Source organism: Tardiphaga sp. 862_B3_N4_1, from assembly GCF_051811085.1.
In the GTDB taxonomy this organism is placed as follows: domain Bacteria; phylum Pseudomonadota; class Alphaproteobacteria; order Rhizobiales; family Xanthobacteraceae; genus Tardiphaga; species Tardiphaga robiniae.
In genome coordinates this window covers 2,180,661-2,201,176 of the sequence record NZ_JBPWQB010000001.1, presented here as the reverse complement: position 1 = coordinate 2,201,176, position 20,516 = coordinate 2,180,661, and the positions used below count along the sequence as shown (strand labels likewise).

Genomic DNA, 20,516 nt, shown 5'->3' with positions numbered 1-20,516 from the left:
ACCATTATGGCCGTGCATGACATCTCCGCCCTCGAAAGCGGGGCGTCCAGCGTGGAGAGGGCGCCCCTCTCCCGCCGCGACGCGATCCTGACCTCCATCGACCGCACCCTCGGCCATCTGGTCGAGATTCCCGCGGCGCTGCTGGTGGTGGCGGAGGTGATCATCCTGTTCATCGGCGTGGTGGCCCGTTACGGCTTCCACCGTCCGCTGATCTGGTCGGACGAGCTGTCCTCGATCCTGTTCCTGTGGCTGGCGATGCTGGGCTCCGCCGTGGCGTTCCGGCGCGGCGAGCATATGCGGATGACCGCGCTGGTGGCGTCGGTCGGTCCCCGAATGTGGGCCTTTCTCGACGTCGTCGGGACCTGCGCCGCACTCGCCTTCCTCTTGATGATCGTCGCGCCGTCCTTCGAATACGCCTATGAGGAAAGCTACATCACGACACCGGCGCTGCAGATCGCCAACAGCTTTCGGGCGGCCGCGCTGCCGGTCGGCATCTCGCTGATGATCGTCTTCGCGCTGCTGCGGCTGGTGCGCTACGGCCAGGTTCGCACCGTGCTGACGGCGCTCGGCACCGTCGTGGCCATCATCGGCCTGTTCTGGCTCGCCGAACCGCTGCTGCGGACCCTCGGCAATCTCAACCTGATCATCTTCTTCGTCGGCGTCGTGGCGCTCTGCGTGTTCGCCGGCGTGCCGATTGCCTTCGGTTTTGGCCTCGCGATCTTCGGCTATATGGCGCTGACCACACACACACCGATGATGGTGCTGGTCGGCCGCATGGATGAGGGCATGAGCCACCTCATCCTGCTGTCGGTGCCGTTGTTTGTGTTCCTGGGCTTGCTGATCGAGATGACCGGCATGGCCCGCGCCATGGTGGCGTTCCTTGCCAGCCTGCTCGGCCATGTCCGCGGCGGCCTGCATTACGTGCTGATCGGCGCCATGTACCTCGTCTCCGGCATTTCCGGCTCCAAGGCTGCCGACATGGCCGCCGTGGCGCCGGTGCTGTTCCCTGAAATGAAGGCGCGCGGCGCCAAGCCGGGCGATCTCGTCGCCCTGCTTTCGGCGACCGGCGCGCAGACCGAAACCATTCCTCCGAGCCTGGTGCTGATCACCATCGGCTCAGTGACTGGCGTCTCGATCTCGGCGCTGTTCACCGGCGGCCTGCTGCCGGGTGTCGTGCTGGCGATCACGCTGGGCGTGCTGGTGTGGTGGCGCTATCGCGGCGAAGACCTCAGCCACGTCAAACGGGCATCCGGCCGCGACATCTTCAAGGCTTTCATAATCTCGGTGCCGGCCATCGCGCTGCCCTTCGTGATCCGCGCTGCCGTGGTCGAAGGTGTGGCGACCGCCACGGAGGTGTCCACCATCGGCATCGTCTATGCCGTGCTCGCGGGCCTGTTGATCTATCGTCAGTTCGACTGGAACCGGCTGAAGCCGATGCTGGTCGATACGGCCTGCCTCTCCGGCGCAATCCTGCTGATCATCGGAACTGCGACCGGCATGGCCTGGGGCCTCACCCAGTCCGGCTTCTCGCGCTCGCTGGCCGCCGCCATGACGGGCCTGCCGGGCGGCGGTGCGACCTTCATCACGGTCTCCATCGTGGCCTTTGTCATCCTTGGCAGCGTACTGGAAGGCATCCCCGCCATCGTGCTGTTCGGGCCGCTGCTATTCCCGATCGCGCGGCTGGTCGGCGTCCATGAGGTCCACTATGCGATGGTGGTGATCCTCGCCATGGGCATCGGACTGTTCGCGCCGCCCTTCGGCGTGGGCTACTATGCCGCCTGCGCTATCGGCCGTGTCGATCCCGCGGAAGGCATCCGGCCGATCCTTGGTTATCTGCTGGCGCTGCTGATTGGCCTGATCATCGTCGCGATCTTCCCGTGGATATCGATCGGGTTCCTTTAAGATACGTTCTTTCAGAAGGTTACAATCATTACCTTGCGTAATTTTAGAAGATCATTTCTATGATAATCTGATAGATGAGATATCCAATATAACTCACTGAACTAAATATAGGAGTCTCAAAAATGATCCCAGATCAGGGCGCCTATAGCGTCGGCCTCGACCAGACTCCGGCCAACTTCGTGCCGCTGTCGCCGCTGAGCTTCCTCAAGCGCAGCGCGGCGGTTTATCCGGACCTGACCAGCACCGTCTATGAGGGACGCCGTTTCACCTGGGCGCAGACCTATGAACGGTGCCGGCGCTTCGCCTCGTTCCTGACCGGGCGGGGCATTGGGCGCGGTGACACCGTCGCGGCGATGCTGCCGAACCTGCCCGCGATGAACGAAGCGCACTTCGCGGTGCCGATGACCGGTGCCGTCATCAACGCCCTGAATATCCGGCTCGACCCCGCGGCCATCGCGTTCCAGCTTGACCATGGCGGCGCCAGGCTGCTGCTGGTCGATCCGGAATTCTCGGGCGTGATCACCGAGGCCCTCGGCCTCATGACCGGGCCGAAGCCGACCGTGATCGATGTCGACGACGTCTCCTTCGCCGGCGGCCAGCGGATCGGCGAACTCGAATATGAAGCCGCCCTCGCCGAGGGCAGTCCCGATTTCACCAGCGCCTTCCCGCTCGACGAATGGGACGCCATCGCGCTTGGCTATACCTCGGGAACCACAGGCAATCCGAAGGGCGTGGTGACGCACCATCGCGGCGCCTACCTCAACGCGGTCTCCAATATTCTTGCCGCCGGTCTCGGCCAGCACCCGGTCTATCTCTGGACCCTGCCGATGTTCCACTGCAACGGCTGGTGCTTCCCCTGGACCGTGGCGGCGAGTGCCGGCGTCAATGTCTGCCTGCGCAAGGTCGACCCGACCAAGATCTTCGCGCTGATGCGCGAGCACGGCGTCACCCACATGTCCGGCGCACCGATCGTCTACAACACGCTGATCAATGCGCCCGATGCACCGGTCTATTCAAGCGGGCCTCTCGTGCAGGGCTCGATCGCAGGTGCACCGCCGCCAATGGCCGTGCTGTCGGGCGCCGAGAAAATCGGCATCAAGCTGACTCACGTTTACGGCCTGACCGAGGTCTATGGCCCCGCCTCGGTTTGCGCCGAGCAACCCGGCTGGGATGCCCTGCCCGCGGATGAGCGCGCCAACCTGAAGCGCCGCCAGGGCGTGCCCTATCACCTGCAGGAAGCCGTGACGGTGATCGATCCCGAAACGATGCTGGAAGTGCCGCACGACGGCGAGACCATTGGCGAGGTCATGTTCCGGGGCAATATCGTGATGAAGGGCTACCTGAAGAACGAGAAGGCCACCAAGGAGGCCTTCGAAGGCGGCTGGTTCCACACCGGCGATCTCGGCGTGCTCGACGCTGCCGGCTACGTCACCATCAAGGACCGCTCCAAGGACATCATCATCTCCGGCGGCGAGAACATCTCGTCAGTGGAAGTCGAGGACGTACTCTACAAACACCCGGCCGTGCTGTTCGCGGCCGTGGTCGCCAAGCCCGATGCGAAATGGGGCGAAGTGCCGTGCGCTTTCGTCGAGCTGAAGACCAATGCCGAGGCGACGGAAGCCGACATCATCGCATTCTGCCGCGCGCAAATGCCCGGCTTCAAGACGCCGAAGGCGGTGGTGTTCGGCGTGATCCCGAAGACGTCGACAGGCAAGATCCAGAAGTTCCTGCTGCGGGATCAGGTGAAGTCGACGGGGTCGTTTAGTTCGTAACAAAACGCCGTCATGCCCGGCGAATGCCGGGTATCCACGCCTTGGCCGTAAACGAAGAAAGACGTGGATGGCCGGGACAAGCCCGGCCATGACGGAGCATTGGGTGCGATGTGTAGCCCCACTCCACCAGCCGTATCCCGTCATCCGGCAGGATCACGGATATACGGCATCCAGAAAGCCAGGAACGCAAATAGACTAGATTGCTGCGCTCGTAATGACGACTGATAGGGTGGAGCGAAGCACACCAAGCCAAGTCCTTCATTCCGGAGCGCCATCCATGACGCAGAACTTCGCCGCAATCATTCTCGGCGGGACCGGCCAAGTCGGTGGTGCAGCCGTCGCGGAACTACTGGCAATTCCCCAGTGCCGGGAAGTGGTGATGATCACCAGACAGCCCATTGCCGCGCGACCGCGGGTACGCAACGTCGTTCTCGATACCGGCGCTGCTGACTTTGCTGAGCGCACTGCCGGCCTAGCCCGTGAAGTTTTAAGCCAAGGGCCCGTCAGCGCTGTGAGCTGTGTGGGTGTCGGTTCCGGCTCGATGCGGTGGAGCGAAGAGGAGCTGAAGCGCCTTGAACTCGGCGTTGTCGGCGCCTTCGCGCGTGGCTGCCGTGACGCCGGCATCGCCCAGTTCTGCCTGCTGTCTGCAGTAGGAAGCACAGCCCAAAGCCGGTTTCGCTATGTCCGCGTCATGGGTATGAAGGAAGACAATGTGCGCAACGTCGGTTTTACCCGCCTCGCGATCTTCCAGCCCGGCATTATTGCCGGCAACGCGCATACGCCGGCATGGGTGAGTTGGCTTGGACGTCTCGTGCCCGGCCCGTATGGCAATATCGATCAGCGCGAGATCGGTCGCTCAATCGCCGCAGAGATAGCTTTGCATGGTCGAGAGGCCGGCGAAGTGACCTTTGAAAATGCAGCAATGAAAAAACTCGCTGCTCAAATTACTCCACCGTCAGTCTGATCCCGTCATAGGCGGGGACCACACTCTCCGGCAGTATCGCCTTTACCGCCTCGTAATCCACATCCGCCGTCATATTGGTGATCACCGTCCGCTTCGGCTTGAAGCGGTCGCGCCAGCGCAGCGCATCACTGATGCTGAAATGGCTGGGATGCTGTGTGTAGCGCAGCCCGTCGACGATCCAGAGGTCGAGACCTTCGAGCGCCGGCCAGCTCTCTTCCGGGATTTCGTTGAGATCAGGCGTATAGGCGGTGTTGCCGATCCGGTAGCCCAGCGCAGGGATGTTGCCATGCTGGACCAGGAACGGCGTCAGCGTCAGATCACCGCCCTTCCCCGTGATGGTTCGGCTCTCGCCGGCCTCGATGCTGAGGCGATCGAGGATCGGCGGATAGTCGCTGCCGGGAGGCGACTGAAAGCAGTAGCCGAACCGCAGCATGATATCCGTCGCCGTCGAGGCGTTCATATAGACCGGGATACGCTTGCGACGCTTCAGCACCACTGAGCGGAGGTCGTCCATGCCGTGGGTCTGGTCTGCATGCTCATGCGTCAGGAAGACCGCATCGATGTCATCGACATCAGCGTCGATCAATTGCTCGCGCAGGTCCGGCGAGGTGTCGATGACCACGCGCGTGACGCCCTCAGGCCCGCTCCGCTCCGCCATCATCGAGCAGCGGCGGCGACGATTCCTGGGATTGGCGGGATCGCAGGCACCCCAGCCCAGCGCCGGGCGCGGCACACCCGCCGAGGATCCCGAACCGAGAATGGTGAGGACCAGCGTCATGCCGGCCCGCCAGTGCCAGACGCGCTCCCGGCGGATGCCTTGCTGAACAGGCGGAAGAAGTTTTCGGTGGTCTGCCGCGACAGTTCTTCGAGCGACACGCCGCGGGTTTCCGCAAGCACCTTCGCCGTCTCGACCACATAAGACGGCTCGTTGCGCTTGCCGCGCCATTTGCCGGGCGCCAGATATGGCGCGTCGGTTTCGACCATGATGCGGTCGGCGGGAAGCTCAGCCGCGAGATCGCGCAGCTCCTGCGATTTCTTGAACGTGATGATGCCCGTGAAGGAGATCGACAGGCCCATGCCGATGGCCTTCATCGCCAGCTCCCGTCCGCCGGTGTAGCAATGCAGCACTGCCTTGAACGCGCCCTTCGCCATCTCGTCTGCGAGAATGGCGCCGCACTGCTCGTCCGCCTCGCGGGTATGGATCACCAGCGGCAGACCGGTCGCACGCGCCGCGGCGATATGGGCGCGGAAGCCGCGCTCCTGCGCGCCTGATGAGCCGTGTTCGTAGAAGTTATCAAGACCCGCTTCGCCGAGCGCGATGACCTTCGGATGCTTTGTCAGTTCGATCAGCTCATCCGCAGAGATACCGTCTTCCTCGTCAGCATTGTGCGGATGGGTGCCGACCGAGCAATAGACATTCGGAAAGCGCTCCGCGATGGCGAGCAGTGCCGGGAGCCGGCGTACCCGCGTCGAGATGGTCACGAGCTTGCCGACGCCTGCGGCTTCAGCGCGCGCGACGATGCCGTCGAGGTCCTCGGCGAAATCGGGAAAGTCCAGATGGCAGTGACTATCAACCAGCATCACGTCAACTCAGCTCGCCGCCGGCGGCTCGACATAGCGCGGGAATACGCCGGTCGGTGTCGGCAGTTGCGTACCAGCCTTGATGCGGTTGGCCAATGCCGTGAAGTCGCGTTCGCCCTCGGGGATGCCAAGCACGTCGAGCAGCTTGGCGCAGGACGCGGGCATCACCGGCTGCGCCAGGATCGCGACCTGCCGCACGACTTCGGCGGTGACATAGAGCACCGTGGCCTGCTTCTTCGGATCGGTCTTGGCGAGTGCCCATGGCGCCTCGCCCGCGAAATAGCGGTTGGCTTCGGCGATCACGGCCCAGATCGCGTTCAGCGCCTGATGGATCTGCTGTGTCGCCATCGCGGTGCGCGCGAGTTCGAGCATGCCATCGGCCTGCGCCAGGATCGCCTTGTCGTTCTCGCTGTAATCACCGGGCTCCGGCAACACGCCGCCATATTGCTTGGCGATCATCGACAGCGAACGTTGCGCGAGATTGCCGAGATCGTTGGCGAGGTCGGCATTGGTGCGGTTGACGATGGCTTCGTGATTGTAGCTGCCGTCCTGCCCGAACGAGACTTCGCGCATGAAGAAATAGCGCATCTGATCGACGCCATATTGCGCCGCCATGCCAATCGGATCGACCACGTTGCCGACCGACTTCGACATCTTCTCACCACGGTTGAGAAGAAATCCGTGACTGAAAACGCGATGCGGGACATCGACGCCAGCAGCCATCAGGAATGCAGGCCAGTACACCGCGTGAAAGCGAACGATATCCTTGCCGATCACGTGCAGGTTGGCAGGCCAATAGCGTTTGAAGTCGTCGCCATCGACATCCGGATAGCCGGCTGCCGTGATGTAGTTGGTCAGCGCATCGATCCAGACATACATCACATGGCCGGGCGCACCCGGCACCTTGATGCCCCAGTCGAACGTGGTCCGCGAAATCGACAGATCCTGCAGGCCGCCCTTGACGAAACTCGTCACTTCGTTGAGACGCTCGCGCGGCAACACGAAATCCGGAACGCGCGCGTACAGATCGAGCAGCTTGTCCTGGTAGGCAGACAGCCGGAAGAAATAGGTTTCCTCTTCGGTCCACTCGACCGGCGAGCCGAGCGGCTCACGCCGGACACCATCGTCGCCGAGCGTCGTTTCCGCTTCGTCGAAATAGGCTTCCTGGCGAACGGAATACCAGCCGGCATATTTGTCGAGATAGATGGCGCCGGCCTTCTCCAGGGCGACCCACAGCGCCTGAACGGAGCGCTCATGGCGCTTCTCGGTGGTGCGAATGTAGTCGTCATAGGAAATGTTGAGCGCAGCATCCATCTCGCGAAAACGCGCAGAATTCCGGTCGGCCAGTTCGAGCGGCGTCAGGCCTTCCTTGACGGCGGTCTGCTGCATCTTGAGACCGTGCTCATCCGTCCCGGTCAGGAAACGAACGTCGTAGCCGTCGAGCCTCTGGAAGCGGGCAATCGTGTCGGTCGCCATGACCGTATAGGCATGACCGATATGCGGCACGCCATTGGGATAGAAGATCGGCGTTGTCAGAAAATACGCCGGTCGGGTTGCATCGGTTGCAGATGTCATGGCTGACTTTACGGACCTTGAATAAGACGATCTTGGTGAAGCGCGGATCGGCTGAAACCAGTCTCGCAGCGATCAGCGCGTTGCTTCCGCGAGCAGTCCAAACACCGAGAAAACCAGCGGTTTTCGCTCGAGATTGTAGGATTCGGTCTCGCGCGCGGCTCGGTTGATCTTTTCCCATACCTCCGCCAGCCGCGCAAGGCGGGGCAAATTGGCGTTGGCATTGGCATCGTCGGCCCGCATGCGCTCGCCGATCCAGCGGTCGACACTGTCGACAAAGGCGCCGAGCGCGACACGGTCGCTGGTCCCCAGCGCATCCCCCAGCGCATGCAGCTCGCGCGGATCGACATGGGGCAGCGTGTTCAGGAGCGAGGCGGTGCGCTGGTGCAGTTTCAGCGCACCGCCTCCGAGCAGATTCAGAGCGCGCGACACGCTGCCTTCGGAGGCTTCAGCGACCTCTTTGAGCAAGGGATCGCTGGTTTCGATCTCGGCGGCCTGCGACGTGGCGCGGGTCACGTCGGCAATGGAAAGCGGACGCAGCGCCAGCTTGCGACAACGCGACTGGATGGTCGGCAACACGCGCGCCTGCGCATGTGTCACCAGCAGGAACAGCGAACGCAACGGCGGCTCTTCAAGCACCTTCAGCAGCGCGTTCGCGGCATTGGCGTTCAGCTCATCGACGGTGTCGACGATGCAGACGCGCCAGCCGTCGATAGCAGCGGTCGAGCCAAAGAACGACACGGTCTGCCGGGTCTCATCCACGGTGATCACCGTGCGCATCACGCCCTTGTCGTTGAGCGAACGTTCCAGTGTCAACAAACCGCCATGGGATTCGGCGGCGACCTGGCGCACGACCGGATGCATCGGATCGAGACCCAGCGATGTTGCGGATTGCACTTGCGGTGATGCGGGATCGCGATGCGCCAGCACGAAACGCGCCATGCGATAGGCCAAAGTCGCCTTGCCTATGCCCTGCGAGCCGCCGATCAGCCAGGCATGCGGAATGCGGCTGCCGCGATAGGCGTTGAGCAGCGTGGCCTCGGCATCCTGATGACCGAACAGCGCGGTCGTCTCGCGCGGATGCGGAACCGAGATCGTTTGCTCGGACGACTTTGCGCTCATGCCGAAGTGACCTCGTGGTTCGACGGCGTTAGAAGGCGTCGGCGCAACACGCCCCAGATATTGTTCGATACGATCTTTGAATCTGCATTGGCGTCGATCAGTACGCAGCGTTGCGGTTCATCGGCTGCGATCTGCCGGAACGCGTCACGCAGCCCCTGATGAAAGGCGATGCCCTCGGCCTCGAACCTGTCGGGCACATCATTGCCACGCCGCGCTGCTGCGCGTCGCATGCCGATCGAGACCGGGATATCGAGAATGACGGTGAGATCCGGTTTGAGCCGTCCGATGGTGACGCGCTCCATCGCATTGAGCAGTTCCGGCGAGACATGCCCGAGCCGGCCCTGATACGCCCGCGTCGAATCCGAGAAGCGATCACACAGCACCCAGATGCCCTGCTCCAGCGCCGGCGCAATCACCGCATGGACATGGTCATCGCGCGCGGCGGCAAACAGCAGCGTCTCGGCTTCGGGCCCCAGCAGCTTGCCCATGCCCGACAGCACCACATGGCGGATGATCTCGGCACCGGGCGAGCCGCCGGGCTCGCGGGTGACGATGACGCGCTTGCCTTCGGCCTCCAGCCGGTCGGCCAGAATCTTGATCTGGGTCGATTTGCCGGCGCCCTCGCCGCCCTCGAAACTGACGAAGCGACCGCGCAGCGGCGGTGTCGTGGGCGTGTCCGTCATGTCAGAGCTTCTCGGCGCCGGCGCGGAACAGTCCGATCACCAGCTCACCGGCGCCGTCCACGGCGCGCCGCATGGTCGATCCCGTGCCGACCGCGGCCGCCGTATAGAGCGGCGTCTCGACGGCGATATTGGCGCCGCGCCAGACCTTGATCACGCCGACCGGCTGACCGGGCTCGATGGGTGCACGCACGGGGCCTTTATAGACGACGCGAGCGATCAGCTTGTCGGTGCCGTTCTTCTGCACCATCACCTTCACTGGCTCCTTGGCCGAGAGCGCGACCGAGCGGCTCTCGCCGCCAAACACCTTGGCGAAGCCGACGGTCTGGTCGGCTGCGAACAGCGTGCGAGCCTCGAAATTCTTGAAACCCCACTCCAGCAGCTTCTTCGCCTCGGTCGCACGATCGTCCGGATCGTCCAGACCGTTGATCACCACGATCAGCCGCATGCCGTCGCGGATGGCCGAGCCGACCATGCCGTAGCCACCATCCTTGGTGTAGCCGGTCTTGAAACCGTCAGCGCCGTCCAGCGTCGCCAGCAACGGATTGCGGTTCTGCTGGCGGATCTTGTTCCAGGTGAATTCGCGCTCGCCGAACAGCTTGTAGAATTCCGGATAGGTGCGAACGATATGACGGGCGAGAACGCCGAGCTCGCGCACCGTCATCTTGTTGCCGGGGTCCGGCAAACCGTTGGAATTGGCGAAGGTGGATTTCGGCATGCCCAGCGCACGCGCCCGTGCCGTCATCTTCTCGGCAAAGGCCGCCTCGCCGCCTGCAATGCCCTCCGCCAGGATCATGCAAGAGTCGTTGCCGCTCTGGATGATGGCCCCGCGCAAAAGATCGGCGACGGGCACGCGGCTGTTAATCGCGGCGAACATGGTCGATGCGCCAGCCGGCGCGCCGCCCTTGCGCCAGGAATTCTCGCTGACGCGGTATTCGTCCGTGAGCTTGATGTCGCCGCGGGTCAGCGCGTCGAACACCAGTTCGACGGTCATCAGCTTCATCATGCTGGAGGGCGCGCGGAGCTCATCCGCATTCTTCTCGAACAGCACGCTGCCGGAGCCGGCCTCGATCAGGATCGCGGTCGGCGCATCGGTGTCGTAACCACCGTCCTCGACGACCTTCTTGGCGCCCTGCACGCTCTGGTTCGCAGCCTGCGCTGTTGGGCCGAGGACGACGCCAAACGCCAACAGCGCAGCCAGCAGCATTCGCCAGCTCCGCGCGGCGAATTGCGGTCGTTTCAACGGGATGGAGCCAGATGCCATGTGCTGTCCTGAGTGCTCTGGTCTTAACAGGATCAACGGAGGCAAACAACGCGGCAAGGTGCAACGCAGATCAGGGCGCTATGCTGCGCCCGTCTGGTGTCGGTCGTGAAGGACGAACCGGCTTAGTAGAGACCGCGGCCGGACAGGATCGCCTGAGCGCCGCGCGCATCGACCGTGCCGTCATCCGGCTCGGCAGGCGCGGCATAAGCGGCGTTGCTCTCATAGGACACCGCGCGATGGTTCTCGGTCATGCGCGGCGCCGATGCCGTGCGCATGCGGCTGGACGCCGACATTTCCGACGTCGAACGGATCGACGCCACATCGGCCGAGGTATTGCCGAGCGAATACGGGCGGCCCTCCGGCAGAGGAACATCGCGCGAGACAACACGACCACCCTGCATGTCGGGCACGAAAGAGCGCGCCGAGGCGACACGCACCAGCGATGGCGACGGTGCCGGCTCACCGGTGCGCAGCGTGGCAACGAGCTGGCGATCGTCCGACCCTTCCAGCGGCGCCCGCCCGACATATTCGACGCGAACCTTGGCTGTGCCGTTACCCTTGAATTCGAGCAGTTCGGCGGCTTTGTTCGAGACGTCGATCAGGCGGTTGCCGTGATACGGGCCACGATCGTTGACGCGCACGATCAGCGACTTGCCGTTATAGACGTTGGTTACACGGGCATAGCTCGGGATCGGCAGCGTCGGATGGGCCGCGGTGAGCGAGGCCATGTCGAACACTTCGCCATTGGCCGTCAGACGGCCATGGAACGCGTCGCCATACCAGGAGGCGATGCCTTCAGCGCGGTAATTGATGTTTTCTTCCGGCACATAGAGCTTGCCGGCGACGGTGTAGGGCTTGCCGATACGGTAGGTGCCGCCGCCTTTGGGAACCGGCTCGCCCATCCCGACGACCCGAGGACTGCTCGATACGCCATATTTCGGATCGAGGCGGCTGAAGCTGGTGGTGGAGGAGGAACAATTGGCCAGCGCCAGACAGGCGCTGATGGCCGCTGCTGCCTGAACAGCCTGGCCGAGTCGGTTTGACCCACGAATCCCCATACGCCCCAATACCATTCCAGCGGCCGCCTGCCCATCTCCGGGCATCCCCACGGCCAAAATCCCGATACGGCCCACTTCCGCATCAAGTGGTGAATATATCGCAGCCGGATCGCGGCGGAAATGGGGAGAGCCCCCGTATGGTAAACAGAGGATGTGGGTTTTCAGCCCGCACGCCGGGTGTCGCTCGCACCGCACACGTCGCGCTAGAAGTTCCTCTTGCGATCGGTGAGATGGCACCGGGATTGTGTTCAACCACTTCAGAACACGCGCATTTTTTCCGGGATCGACGCTTACATATTTACCCCGGATTCAGACGAGCTTCGTAGCGTGCACCACTATGAAAAACCTCATCAAGCGATTTATCGCAGACGAAACCGGCGCCACGGCCATCGAATATGGACTGATTGCTGCCGGCATTGCCCTCGCCATCATTGCCGTCATCAACGGTATGGGGACCAAGCTCAATGGCAAGTTCACATCGATCAACTCGTCACTGAAGTGACGACCTGACGATCCATTATCACTCCCCGCGCCGCCACGGCGCGCGGAGTCCTCCTCAAGTTACGCCTCGCACGATCAATCGTACCACTCGCGGCGGATATACGGGCCGTACAACACGTCCTGACGCCAGCGATAGACCTGCACCAGCAGGCCGCCGACACCGGCAACGACACTCAGCAACAACAAGGTCTCGATCACCACAAAGCCCCCGGGCATTCTCGTTGGGCACAGCAATACATGGTGATTTTTAAGATCCCCGCTGCGGTTTGTTTTGAATTTGCGGCCCGCCGCTAACAGAGATTAATTTCCGCAACTCGCTCCCCGTCTGTTTCAACTATTTGTTAGTTGAACGATCGCGCATGATTTGGATTTGATAGCAGAACGCGCTGACGCGATTCCTGGCGGGACTCTTGCGGCGGGATGTTGGGGATGGAGATGGACGTTTCAAGGACGGACTGCGGCGGGATCACCGGTGCGGGAGAGTACAGGTTTCGCGATGGCCACCTGATCGTGACGCTCTACCAAATCGCCATCTGGGCCGAACACCCACAAGCGATCTTCACCGCCGTCACGTCGCGCTTCCAGAACAGCATGAAGCTCTATGTGCTCGGGTCGTGGCGCCTGCCGAATGCTGCAGCGTCGAGTGAGCAGCCACCTGCTCCCGCTAGTGCGGAAGGAATGTCGCTGCATTGATCACGGTGACGACCGCGAAAGCCATCACCCATAGCGGCCAGACGGACGCCTGCGCCCGCGGGCGGAACTGTCGGGGAACGCCGAAATTGCGTGCCATTGCCTGCTCCATTGCATCGACCGAACGACACTGAATGTGAGCATGCATTCTGTTAAAATTGCGTCGTGGCTTCGGCTATAATTTGTGCGTCCACGGCAAGCATAGCCTCGCCGCGCGGCGCTTCGTAATGACGCGGAGTGAGCTGGCAGCAAAGCGGGGCACCATCGCATCGTGACGATGGATGCCTACCGACGATCAGACGCACATGCTGCCGGTAAGGTTGATTGGTTAGGTTAAACCGGTAATTGCATTGACCGCACCTGCAGCCTTGCTCAATTGCCGGCATGATCGACGATGACGACAGCTATGAGTTGAATGACCAGGGCATCCGGGTGCTGATCGGGCTGACCGCGGAAGAGACTGCGGAATTCACCCGCCTTGACGGCACCATCGGTCACGGCCGCCCGCCTGGGATCTCGCTCGAACAATGGGCCCATGCCGAAGACCGGCGCTGGCTCGAACTCTATCAGAAGCACGAAAATGCGCGGCAGCCGTTCTTGCAGACCGGCAAGACCAGGCACTGAGCGCACGGAAGCGCCATTCTCCGACACTACAAACTGGAAGCACTCGGCAAATTAAAAGCCGCGCCAACCCGAAGGTTGACGCGGCCATGGCCGTTCTGTTGCAAGGTGGACCTACCCCGAACGGTTACGCCGCGAGGCGCACTTCGTTCATGCGAACGTTATCGTTTGCATTTAGGTTTTGACCCGATAACGGCGGTATCATGCCGAGCACAATTCACAACTTCTTCGCGGCCATCGATCCTGTTTCGCCCCCGCCTGAGCAGCCCGTGCATTTCACCGTCCGGCGAAATCGACCTCACCTGGATGAGATCGCGAGCTGCTGAGGTGGAGGCGCCGGGTACTGCCCCCGGGTCTGCCCGCAGTCCATTGAGAGGTTCAGCGCCATCGTCTTGCGACGAACCAGATATAGGCGCGATCTCAGGCGAAATCTAGGCTCGGTCCGCCCTGCATTCCGGGCGGAATGCCGCTAGTCCTTCTTGGCGGAACTCTTTTTGGTGGCGGTCTTTTTGGCGGCGCCCTTGGCCGCCTCTGCCTTGGCCGGCTTTTCTTTAGGTGCCTTGATCTTTGCGGGTTTGGCTTCGGCAATCGGAGCTTCGACCGGCGGCAATTCCACAGCCTGAGGCCCTAAACCCTGTGTCTCGACGGTCAGAAGCTCGACCGCCGGCTTCCCGGCAGCCACCTTCTTCGCCGCAGGCGCAAGCTTGCTCTCCGCGGGCGCGGCGGCCTTGCCGGCCTCCTTGATCAGCCGCTGCGCGGCTTCGAATTTGGCCTCGCGCATCGCACGCAAGGCGTCGGCGCGCGGTGTCGGGTTTGCCATGTCGGTCTCCGTCCTCAGAATCGTCAGGCTTTGCTTAGCACGCCCGGCGCCCGGCACCGACCGACCCAAGGGAATTCCCCGTGCCGATGATTTCAGCCCCGGACAGCCGCCCCGGCGCAATCCTCTCTTTCCCTCGGCAGGCCGCTTTGCTAAGCGCTGTCCCACGACGGAAAGGTGGCCGAGTGGTTTAAGGCAGCGGTCTTGAAAACCGCCGTGCCTGCAAGGGTACCGTGGGTTCGAATCCCACCCTTTCCGCCATTTGCCGCATCATCCTCTGTCGGACAACATGATCGATCAATCCGAGCAAACGACGCCCGCTGAAACACTCGCCCCTCTCAAGCCACCGCGCTGCGCGATGTGCCGGGCGCGAATGGCGTTGCTGCGAAGCGAGCCGGATCCCGGCGGCGGCGACAAGTGCACCTTCACCTGCCCGAAATGCGAATTCGTGAAAACCAAGATCGTCGGCGGCCCGCCCGATCTCAGCCGCCATCGTCCGCCCAAAAAAACACGACGGCCCCAGACGCGTTAGGCCGCTTAAGGGATCACCGCGGCGGCTGTGCTGCCGCGGGGAGCGGAGCGCCGCCGACCGAGATGGCACCGGCGGGACGATCGGCGGGTCGCTTGCGCGGCGCCGTGGGTGCCGGGCGCGCGGCCACTGGCGCAGCCGGAGCTGCCACCATGGGCGCTGGCGCCGCAGCGGCCGGAGCCGGCGGGGAGAGAACGCCCCTGCCCTGCATCGTATCGATCTTGGCGGTTAGTCCAACGACCTGGGTCGTGAGGCCCTGGATCTGATCGGACAGGCGCTTCAACTCTGTCTGCTGCGCCGTCAGCAATTCGGTAGCAGCCTGGATCGAGCTTCCGGTCTGCTGCTGGAACGCCGCGAAATCAGTCGCGCTGACGCCGCCCTCCGACGCGCTCGCCAACACCGGGGCGCTCTCTCTGGGGCCAGTGCTTCCTGTCACCGCCTGTGCCATGTCGGTCAGTGTGTCGTGGTAGTTCAGCCAGAGATATCCACCGCCGCCAGCGAGGATCAACAGCACGGCGACAACTCCGAACGGGCCGAACGACCTGCGTTTGCGCAGCGGCACAGGGGGCGGCCCGACATTGATCTCGTTATTGAACGTATCGGCCACTGGAGATCCTCACTTGCGACGTCCGATCCTGCGGCTCGGGGAGCGAGACAACCGGCGCGATTCCTTGAAGCGTATGTAAGCAAAAAATCCACTGAGGTGAACTGCTGCGACTCGGTCATCCCCCATGTCGCCTCATCATGCCCGCGCAGATACGCCTTCAGCGCCCGTTAACCCTGCGCCGGGCTGGCGTCGCCTCGCCGGCGCCGCATTGTCATCGCCGTTGCGCCGCGATCGCTCCTCGCAACCGCGTAAAATGTTGCAACGACGCATCACTACAGCTCCGAATGAAAAGCCGACCGCGAATCTCTTTGACTGTGCGGCCCCCCGTGCCGTCTGTAGTTCGCGGGGGAATAAGGACTACCACGATGATTGAGACCGTCACTGCACTCTTCGGATTTCTCAGCGCCGGCATTCTGGCCGCTCACGCCTATGACGGTTACCGCGCCCGCTTCTAAGCGCGCGACGATTTCGCGACACCGCCGCTCAATCATCTCGCAACTCGGCTAGTTGGTGCGCCTGCAGCCACTGCGCCGCCCTGATCGTAGACCCGGCTTCGATGAAGCTGTCTCCGACGAAACAAGACTGAAACACGATTCTCCAGAACCGCTTTGAACGCGCCCGACGAGGGTAGCGACTGATGGGCAGGGACACAGCAAAGCGCTCGCGCGCCCACCCAATGGAGAAGATCTATGTTTCGCAAAGTAACCCTCGGACTGATCGCTGCAGCCTCGCTCGGTGCAGCCGCCCTCGCCCCCAGCGCTGCATCGGCCCATAGCTGGCATGTCGGTGGCTGGCACGGTGGATGGGGTGGCTACGGTCACCACGCCTTCTATGGCGGGCCCACCTTCTATGTCGGCGGCCTGACCGACGGCTGCCTGCAGCGCCGCGTGGTGGAAACCCGCCGCGGGCCGCGCGTCCGGACCGTCAACGTCTGCGCCTACTGATCGCATCAAGTTACGGAAAGCCCGGCCGCCCAACGGCCGGGCTTTTTGCTGCCGTACTCAGGTATTGTTCTGCTTCTGTTGCCCCCCGGTGACAGCCAAGGTCAGCGTTTCCAGCTAAAGCTTGTGTCGAATTCGCTCAATATCTTCAGAGCGATGGAAGGTCCTGGATGCGAACCCTTTGGCTGGCCGCGATCATCGCAGCGTCGGGCGCGGTGAATGCCGCCGCTGCCGACCTGCAGTCGCGCGTCTGGACCAAGACGCCCGCGACGACCGAAGCAGGCTATAGCTGGGGCGGCTGGTATGTCGGCGGCAACGCCGGCGGTTCCTGGGGCCAGAGCAACGTCTCCAACGCTTTCGTCAATGGCACCGCGCCGATCGCAAACCAGCAGGCAATTGCGGCTGCCTCGCCGCGGCTCAATCCCGATGGCTTCACCGGTGGCGGTCAGGTCGGCTATAATCATCAGGTGGACCGCTGGTTGTTCGGCGTCGAGGCCGACGCGAACTATTTCGGCCTGAAGCAGTCGCGCGGTTTCACCGCGCCCTTCCCCGCCGGCGGATCTTTCACCACCACGAATTCCGTGACGAGCGACTGGCTGGTCACGCTGCGCCCGCGCGTCGGCTACACGGTCGATCGCACGCTGTTTTATGCGACCGGCGGTCTCGCGCTCACCGAGTTGAATTTCGCCTCCTCGCTAACCGACACGACTGGCCAGAACGAAACCGCGTCACTGTCAAAGACCGTAGCGGGATGGACGGTCGGCGCCGGTATCGAACACGCGTTCACCAAAAATTGGTCGGCGAAGGTCGAATATCTCCATACCGATTTCGGCAAGCAATCGGTCTCGGCTCCGACCTTCACCGGACCAGGCGCTGCCACCGGTATCATTGCCCACGATATCGACCTGAAGACCAATACGGTACGCGGCGGACTGAACTATCATTTCGGCGGCCCGTCGGTCGCGCGCTACTGATCGCTGCAAAGATCTCCAAACAAAAGGCCCTCGCTAGCGAGGGCCTTTTGTTTGGAGATGCGTGCGCCGGTCAGCCGGTCATCGCCAGAACGCGGCTTTCGACCGGATACGGCTCCACGGTGATCGTCCAGCGCAGTGGCCAGCAGGTCAGATCCGGACGAACGGCGTGAACATAGCCGTTGACGAAAACGCTGTCGGCATCGTCGCTGAATCGCTCGTCGATCAACTCGCCATGAAGATGCGCCATCCGGCAGCGGCGCATCTGCGCGTATTTCGTCGTTTCGTATTTGGCCAAATCGGGCCTCCCCAACGTCGCAATGTCCCCATCGGGAACTCTGGGCGACTCGCGGTTAACAAAGCCTCAAGCGGATCCGCGACGGTATCGGGCTGGAGTGCGCGTATCAAAAATGCGCAAAGCCCCCGACTTTCGTCGATTCGATTCACGGCTGCTTCAAGAATGCAGAACAGTGTGGCGCCAATATTATTGGAGCGTCCCATGTTCATGATCGCGAGCATTCTGACGGTCGCTGCCGGTGTGTTTTACGCAGCGAGTATCAACAACAGCAGATGGGCGATGCAGGTGTGCCACTACGGCGACATATTCTGCATGAACCCGTCATGGCTTGTCATCGCCGCCGTCCTGTCCATCATCTGGGCATTCTTTTTGCGCGTCGATCGACTGTAGTCGTTCGATCAGCAGACGACCTGGTCCGCAACGAGTTCAGCAGGCTTGAGGTGTTGCCGGCGCGGCGCCAAACGCAGCGATTTCGACGTGGCACAATGTGGACAGCCAAAGGTGCGAATTTCACCGCCCTCTTCGTCCGTCTCGATCTTGATCAGATAAACTTGGGTCCTGCAGCCCGAACATTTCAGATGTTCGGTGCGAATGTTATCGTTCAGATGAACTCTGCGGGTGCCGGACATCTGCAGTCTCCGAAAACCGATGACAGCCTGCCCAGACTATCGCGTTTTCACGCGTGCCGAGCGCCGAAATAGACAACCTGTAATTGCTTAAAAGAATATCTGCGCCCTTAAGGAATCGCCGCCGTATTGAGCTACCTTGTTCCGTCAGGATTATCCAGATTGCGGGTTCCACGCGATACGTCTTTTCACGCAGTTTAGAGTATATCTAAATTCTTCGATTGCGGTTCATCATCACACAACTATAGATGTTGATGGATCGATCTGCTCGACGACCCTGGAATGTCGCAATGCACAAGCGATATCAGCCGCTCAATATCCCCATCGAGATCGTTCGCACCGTGGTGGCGATTGCGGAAACCGGCAGCCTGACCAAGGCCGCCGAACGGCTGGGCCTGAGCCAACCCGCTGTCAGTTCTCAGATCAAGCGCATTCAGACCATGGTGGGAGGCAACCTCTTCACCAAAACGGTCAACGGCACGACGGCTACCCAGCTCGGCAAGCTGGTGCTGCATCAGGCCAGACGGATTCTGGAAGCCAACGACCAGATGTTGCGGATTGGCGGCGTGGCGCATCTTCCGCAACCGATCCGGTTTGGACTGAGCACCCTGTTCGTGCAGGATTTCTTCAGCCATCAGACCTCCCAAAGCCTGGCCGATCTGGTCATTCACACTGACAACTCGGTGGGCATCACCAAAGGCCTGATCGATGGCTATATCGATATCGCCTACATTCTCGAAAATCCGGAAATGAGCAGCGAGATATCGCACCTGATCGTCAACGAGGCCGATGAGGAGTTCGTGTGGGTGCGCGCAAAGGACTTCGTCCTCAGTTCGGGCGCGCCGATCCCCATTCTGACATGGCCGGGCGACGATCTGATGATCCGGACCCTGACGCGCCACGGTCTGTCCTACAAGATCGTATTCAACAGTCCCGACTATCATGCCAAGTTGGCGGCTGTGGAAAGCGGCATCGGCATCACCGCAATCCCGAAGCGGATGATCCCGCCTGCACTTGTCTGGGCGCAGGAATATTACCTGCCGCACCTGCCGACCGTCAAAGCGTTGCTGTGTGCGCGCTCGAACCTGGAAACAATGCAGAGCACGGAATTGCTCAACGCGATCTCGTCACGCTTTTTCAAATCGCCGGCCATGGTGAACCTGTAGTTCGGCAGTCAGCGTGGCACGAGATAGTGTTCGTCCCATTCGCTGCGCGGCACCTCGGTGCCGAGCTGATAGGCGAAGGATTTGACGTCGAGCCCGTCAGGCGTGGTCTCGCAGACATAGGACAGCCTGTACCACTTGCCCCCGCTGCGGATGGCGCCGCCCGGCGCTTTGATCTGGTTGCCTCGAATGACCGGATCGGCAAACGCGTAGGCAACGAACTCGTCCGGCTTGTATCCCTTGTGCTCGCGGCCCACGGAGCCCATCGCACGCGCATCGCAACGCTGCTCCAGACGGGTTTCCGGCGACAGTTTGAGCATCTGATCGGTCCGGGACGACGCTGCATGTACGGAAGATTGGGCAGCCATGCCGATAAAGGCAACAACTGTGAACACTAGTTTTATCATTGCCTTAGGCCAATTACCTTATTTGACTTACGAGGATTTTTGTGGCGCGAACCTACCATGTTCGCACGTGCAAAAAACCCCGCTCGTGTTACCGGCGGGGTTCCAAGTTCGGGATCGTCAGCCGATCCGTTTGAATGTCAGCAACTGATGAAATTCCGAGGGCGAGAACCGGCGGCCGCCGAGACCGGAGATACTGACCCGCCAACCCGCATCGTTGAGTGTCCGGGCCTGCGCGACGGCGACGTCCGGAATGATCCGGTGCGTCACCATGCTCTGATCATTGCGCGTCGCGTGGATGGTGAAGATATCGCCCCGCCGTGAAGCCGCAGGGATATCGGCTGCTTCAAGATCACTGTCAGAGAACACGGTCGCCAACGCCAGCCTCCATCATCAGTCAAAGCCCGATGTGATTGTGCAGCGCACGTGGTTA

General features: G+C 62.0%; 25 protein-coding genes, 1 tRNA gene and 1 other RNA gene. 12 read left to right on the top strand and 15 right to left on the bottom strand.

The window, feature by feature from the left end:
- Positions 1–6: 6 nt before the first annotated feature.
- The 3 genes from AB8B02_RS10315 to AB8B02_RS10305 all read left to right on the top strand — a co-directional run bounded on the left by AB8B02_RS10315 (position 7) and on the right by AB8B02_RS10305 (position 4,638).
- On the top strand, positions 7–1,902 hold the full coding sequence (locus AB8B02_RS10315; protein WP_439063869.1) for a TRAP transporter large permease: 1,896 nt from the start codon (positions 7–9) through the stop codon (positions 1,900–1,902).
- Between the two features lie 122 nt (positions 1,903–2,024).
- Positions 2,025–3,674: an acyl-CoA synthetase gene (locus AB8B02_RS10310; protein ID WP_439063868.1), complete on the top strand. Its 1,650-nt coding sequence runs from the start codon at positions 2,025–2,027 to the stop codon at positions 3,672–3,674.
- A 277-nt stretch (positions 3,675–3,951) separates the two neighbouring features.
- On the top strand, positions 3,952–4,638 hold the full coding sequence (locus tag AB8B02_RS10305) for a hypothetical protein (RefSeq protein ID WP_439063867.1): 687 nt from the start codon (positions 3,952–3,954) through the stop codon (positions 4,636–4,638).
- On the opposite strand, the gene AB8B02_RS10300 is transcribed toward AB8B02_RS10305, so the two are convergent.
- From AB8B02_RS10300 to AB8B02_RS10270, 7 genes are all read right to left on the bottom strand, one after another.
- Positions 4,619–5,416 carry an MBL fold metallo-hydrolase gene (locus AB8B02_RS10300; RefSeq protein WP_439063866.1) on the bottom strand — a complete coding sequence of 266 codons (798 nt, stop codon included), beginning with the start codon at positions 5,414–5,416 and terminating at the stop codon, positions 4,619–4,621. The genes AB8B02_RS10305 and AB8B02_RS10300 overlap by 20 nt on opposite strands.
- Positions 5,413–6,219: a TatD family hydrolase gene (locus AB8B02_RS10295; RefSeq protein WP_439063865.1), complete on the bottom strand. Its 807-nt coding sequence runs from the start codon at positions 6,217–6,219 to the stop codon at positions 5,413–5,415. The genes AB8B02_RS10300 and AB8B02_RS10295 overlap by 4 nt, the downstream gene beginning before the upstream one ends.
- Before the next feature lie 9 nt (positions 6,220–6,228).
- Positions 6,229–7,794, bottom strand: coding sequence for a methionine--tRNA ligase (metG, locus tag AB8B02_RS10290; protein WP_439063864.1), 1,566 nt, complete (start codon positions 7,792–7,794; stop codon positions 6,229–6,231).
- Between the two features lie 72 nt (positions 7,795–7,866).
- Positions 7,867–8,913 (bottom strand): DNA polymerase III subunit delta', encoded by a 1,047-nt coding sequence (locus AB8B02_RS10285; RefSeq protein WP_439063863.1) that lies wholly within the window; start codon positions 8,911–8,913, stop codon positions 7,867–7,869.
- On the bottom strand, positions 8,910–9,596 hold the full coding sequence (gene tmk / locus AB8B02_RS10280; RefSeq protein ID WP_184516524.1) for a dTMP kinase: 687 nt from the start codon (positions 9,594–9,596) through the stop codon (positions 8,910–8,912). Before tmk ends, AB8B02_RS10285 begins: the two co-directional genes overlap by 4 nt.
- A gap of 1 nt (position 9,597) precedes the next feature.
- Positions 9,598–10,800 carry a D-alanyl-D-alanine carboxypeptidase family protein gene (locus tag AB8B02_RS10275; protein WP_439064624.1) on the bottom strand — a complete coding sequence of 401 codons (1,203 nt, stop codon included), beginning with the start codon at positions 10,798–10,800 and terminating at the stop codon, positions 9,598–9,600.
- Positions 10,801–10,979: 179 nt separating this feature from the next.
- The gene (locus tag AB8B02_RS10270) at positions 10,980–11,915 is read right to left on the bottom strand and encodes a septal ring lytic transglycosylase RlpA family protein (RefSeq protein WP_231081137.1); all 936 of its coding nucleotides are present in this window, start codon (positions 11,913–11,915) and stop codon (positions 10,980–10,982) included.
- A gap of 337 nt (positions 11,916–12,252) precedes the next feature.
- On the opposite strand from AB8B02_RS10270, the gene AB8B02_RS10265 reads away from it, so the two are divergent.
- Complete coding sequence (locus AB8B02_RS10265; RefSeq protein ID WP_089264337.1) at positions 12,253–12,417, top strand: Flp family type IVb pilin; 165 nt, start codon at positions 12,253–12,255, stop codon at positions 12,415–12,417.
- 74 nt (positions 12,418–12,491) lie between these two features.
- Here AB8B02_RS10265 and AB8B02_RS10260 read toward each other — a convergent pair whose 3' ends face one another.
- Positions 12,492–12,614, bottom strand: coding sequence for a hypothetical protein (locus tag AB8B02_RS10260; protein WP_276509758.1), 123 nt, complete (start codon positions 12,612–12,614; stop codon positions 12,492–12,494).
- A gap of 237 nt (positions 12,615–12,851) precedes the next feature.
- On the opposite strand from AB8B02_RS10260, the gene AB8B02_RS10255 reads away from it, so the two are divergent.
- The gene (locus AB8B02_RS10255) at positions 12,852–13,109 is read left to right on the top strand and encodes a hypothetical protein (protein ID WP_139212545.1); all 258 of its coding nucleotides are present in this window, start codon (positions 12,852–12,854) and stop codon (positions 13,107–13,109) included.
- Positions 13,110–13,490: 381 nt separating this feature from the next.
- Positions 13,491–13,730, top strand: a complete 240-nt coding sequence (locus AB8B02_RS10250) for a hypothetical protein (RefSeq protein WP_439063862.1) — start codon at positions 13,491–13,493, stop codon at positions 13,728–13,730.
- A gap of 82 nt (positions 13,731–13,812) precedes the next feature.
- Here AB8B02_RS10250 and ssrA read toward each other — a convergent pair.
- Both ssrA and AB8B02_RS10240 read right to left on the bottom strand, forming a co-directional pair.
- Positions 13,813–14,165, bottom strand: a transfer-messenger RNA (tmRNA) gene (ssrA, locus tag AB8B02_RS10245).
- Between the two features lie 31 nt (positions 14,166–14,196).
- A complete protein-coding gene (locus AB8B02_RS10240; protein WP_439063861.1) occupies positions 14,197–14,547 on the bottom strand; it encodes a hypothetical protein in 351 nt (116 codons plus the stop codon).
- A gap of 168 nt (positions 14,548–14,715) precedes the next feature.
- Here AB8B02_RS10240 and AB8B02_RS10235 point away from each other — a divergent pair.
- Both AB8B02_RS10235 and AB8B02_RS10230 read left to right on the top strand, forming a co-directional pair.
- Positions 14,716–14,805: transfer RNA gene (locus tag AB8B02_RS10235), tRNA-Ser, on the top strand.
- A 28-nt stretch (positions 14,806–14,833) separates the two neighbouring features.
- Entirely contained in the window at positions 14,834–15,076 is a 243-nt protein-coding gene (locus AB8B02_RS10230; RefSeq protein WP_439063860.1) for a hypothetical protein, read from the top strand.
- Between the two features lie 13 nt (positions 15,077–15,089).
- Here the strand turns inward: AB8B02_RS10230 and AB8B02_RS10225 are convergent, their stop codons facing one another.
- Entirely contained in the window at positions 15,090–15,680 is a 591-nt protein-coding gene (locus AB8B02_RS10225) for a hypothetical protein (protein ID WP_439063859.1), read from the bottom strand.
- Positions 15,681–16,369: 689 nt separating this feature from the next.
- Between AB8B02_RS10225 and AB8B02_RS10220 the strand changes: the two genes are divergently transcribed.
- Together AB8B02_RS10220 and AB8B02_RS10215 are read left to right on the top strand one after the other, a co-directional pair.
- Positions 16,370–16,624 (top strand): hypothetical protein, encoded by a 255-nt coding sequence (locus tag AB8B02_RS10220; RefSeq protein ID WP_068731748.1) that lies wholly within the window; start codon positions 16,370–16,372, stop codon positions 16,622–16,624.
- Between the two features lie 167 nt (positions 16,625–16,791).
- On the top strand, positions 16,792–17,595 hold the full coding sequence (locus AB8B02_RS10215) for an outer membrane protein (RefSeq protein ID WP_439063858.1): 804 nt from the start codon (positions 16,792–16,794) through the stop codon (positions 17,593–17,595).
- Between the two features lie 70 nt (positions 17,596–17,665).
- Here the strand turns inward: AB8B02_RS10215 and AB8B02_RS10210 are convergent, their stop codons facing one another.
- Positions 17,666–17,890: a hypothetical protein gene (locus AB8B02_RS10210; protein WP_068731744.1), complete on the bottom strand. Its 225-nt coding sequence runs from the start codon at positions 17,888–17,890 to the stop codon at positions 17,666–17,668.
- A gap of 201 nt (positions 17,891–18,091) precedes the next feature.
- Between AB8B02_RS10210 and AB8B02_RS10205 the strand changes: the two genes are divergently transcribed.
- Complete coding sequence (locus AB8B02_RS10205; RefSeq protein WP_092142869.1) at positions 18,092–18,280, top strand: hypothetical protein; 189 nt, start codon at positions 18,092–18,094, stop codon at positions 18,278–18,280.
- A gap of 8 nt (positions 18,281–18,288) precedes the next feature.
- On the opposite strand, the gene AB8B02_RS10200 is transcribed toward AB8B02_RS10205, so the two are convergent.
- On the bottom strand, positions 18,289–18,519 hold the full coding sequence (locus AB8B02_RS10200; RefSeq protein ID WP_120289761.1) for a hypothetical protein: 231 nt from the start codon (positions 18,517–18,519) through the stop codon (positions 18,289–18,291).
- A gap of 287 nt (positions 18,520–18,806) precedes the next feature.
- Here AB8B02_RS10200 and AB8B02_RS10195 point away from each other — a divergent pair, with 287 nt between their 5' ends.
- Positions 18,807–19,682, top strand: coding sequence for a LysR family transcriptional regulator (locus tag AB8B02_RS10195; RefSeq protein ID WP_439063857.1), 876 nt, complete (start codon positions 18,807–18,809; stop codon positions 19,680–19,682).
- Between the two features lie 8 nt (positions 19,683–19,690).
- Here the strand turns inward: AB8B02_RS10195 and AB8B02_RS10190 are convergent, their stop codons facing one another.
- Positions 19,691–19,999, bottom strand: a complete 309-nt coding sequence (locus AB8B02_RS10190; RefSeq protein ID WP_089264352.1) for a DUF930 domain-containing protein — start codon at positions 19,997–19,999, stop codon at positions 19,691–19,693.
- Positions 20,000–20,203: 204 nt separating this feature from the next.
- Complete coding sequence (locus AB8B02_RS10185) at positions 20,204–20,461, bottom strand: hypothetical protein (RefSeq protein ID WP_089264353.1); 258 nt, start codon at positions 20,459–20,461, stop codon at positions 20,204–20,206.
- Positions 20,462–20,516: the final 55 nt, after the last annotated feature.

Excerpts from the sequence above, each read along its gene's own strand:
- metG (WP_439063864.1), bottom strand. The coding sequence starts at position 7,794 with ATGACATCTGCAACCGATGCAACCCGACCGGCGTATTTTCTGACAACG.
- AB8B02_RS10205 (WP_092142869.1), top strand. The coding sequence starts at position 18,092 with ATGTTCATGATCGCGAGCATTCTGACGGTCGCTGCCGGTGTGTTTTAC.
- AB8B02_RS10270 (WP_231081137.1), bottom strand. The coding sequence starts at position 11,915 with ATGGGGATTCGTGGGTCAAACCGACTCGGCCAGGCTGTTCAGGCAGCA.
- AB8B02_RS10310 (WP_439063868.1), top strand. The coding sequence starts at position 2,025 with ATGATCCCAGATCAGGGCGCCTATAGCGTCGGCCTCGACCAGACTCCG.
- tmk (WP_184516524.1), bottom strand. The coding sequence starts at position 9,596 with ATGACGGACACGCCCACGACACCGCCGCTGCGCGGTCGCTTCGTCAGT.
- AB8B02_RS10265 (WP_089264337.1), top strand. The coding sequence starts at position 12,253 with ATGAAAAACCTCATCAAGCGATTTATCGCAGACGAAACCGGCGCCACG.
- AB8B02_RS10255 (WP_139212545.1), top strand. The coding sequence starts at position 12,852 with ATGGACGTTTCAAGGACGGACTGCGGCGGGATCACCGGTGCGGGAGAG.
- AB8B02_RS10275 (WP_439064624.1), bottom strand. The coding sequence starts at position 10,800 with ATGCTGCTGGCTGCGCTGTTGGCGTTTGGCGTCGTCCTCGGCCCAACA.
- AB8B02_RS10190 (WP_089264352.1), bottom strand. The coding sequence starts at position 19,999 with ATGCTCAAACTGTCGCCGGAAACCCGTCTGGAGCAGCGTTGCGATGCG.
- AB8B02_RS10240 (WP_439063861.1), bottom strand. The coding sequence starts at position 14,547 with ATGGCAAACCCGACACCGCGCGCCGACGCCTTGCGTGCGATGCGCGAG.
- AB8B02_RS10200 (WP_120289761.1), bottom strand. The coding sequence starts at position 18,519 with ATGTCCGGCACCCGCAGAGTTCATCTGAACGATAACATTCGCACCGAA.
- AB8B02_RS10250 (WP_439063862.1), top strand. The coding sequence starts at position 13,491 with ATGATCGACGATGACGACAGCTATGAGTTGAATGACCAGGGCATCCGG.
- AB8B02_RS10295 (WP_439063865.1), bottom strand. The coding sequence starts at position 6,219 with ATGCTGGTTGATAGTCACTGCCATCTGGACTTTCCCGATTTCGCCGAG.
- AB8B02_RS10220 (WP_068731748.1), top strand. The coding sequence starts at position 16,370 with ATGTTTCGCAAAGTAACCCTCGGACTGATCGCTGCAGCCTCGCTCGGT.
- AB8B02_RS10300 (WP_439063866.1), bottom strand. The coding sequence starts at position 5,416 with ATGACGCTGGTCCTCACCATTCTCGGTTCGGGATCCTCGGCGGGTGTG.
- AB8B02_RS10215 (WP_439063858.1), top strand. The coding sequence starts at position 16,792 with ATGCGAACCCTTTGGCTGGCCGCGATCATCGCAGCGTCGGGCGCGGTG.
- AB8B02_RS10195 (WP_439063857.1), top strand. The coding sequence starts at position 18,807 with ATGCACAAGCGATATCAGCCGCTCAATATCCCCATCGAGATCGTTCGC.
- AB8B02_RS10285 (WP_439063863.1), bottom strand. The coding sequence starts at position 8,913 with ATGAGCGCAAAGTCGTCCGAGCAAACGATCTCGGTTCCGCATCCGCGC.
- AB8B02_RS10305 (WP_439063867.1), top strand. The coding sequence starts at position 3,952 with ATGACGCAGAACTTCGCCGCAATCATTCTCGGCGGGACCGGCCAAGTC.
- AB8B02_RS10315 (WP_439063869.1), top strand. The coding sequence starts at position 7 with ATGGCCGTGCATGACATCTCCGCCCTCGAAAGCGGGGCGTCCAGCGTG.
- AB8B02_RS10230 (WP_439063860.1), top strand. The coding sequence starts at position 14,834 with ATGATCGATCAATCCGAGCAAACGACGCCCGCTGAAACACTCGCCCCT.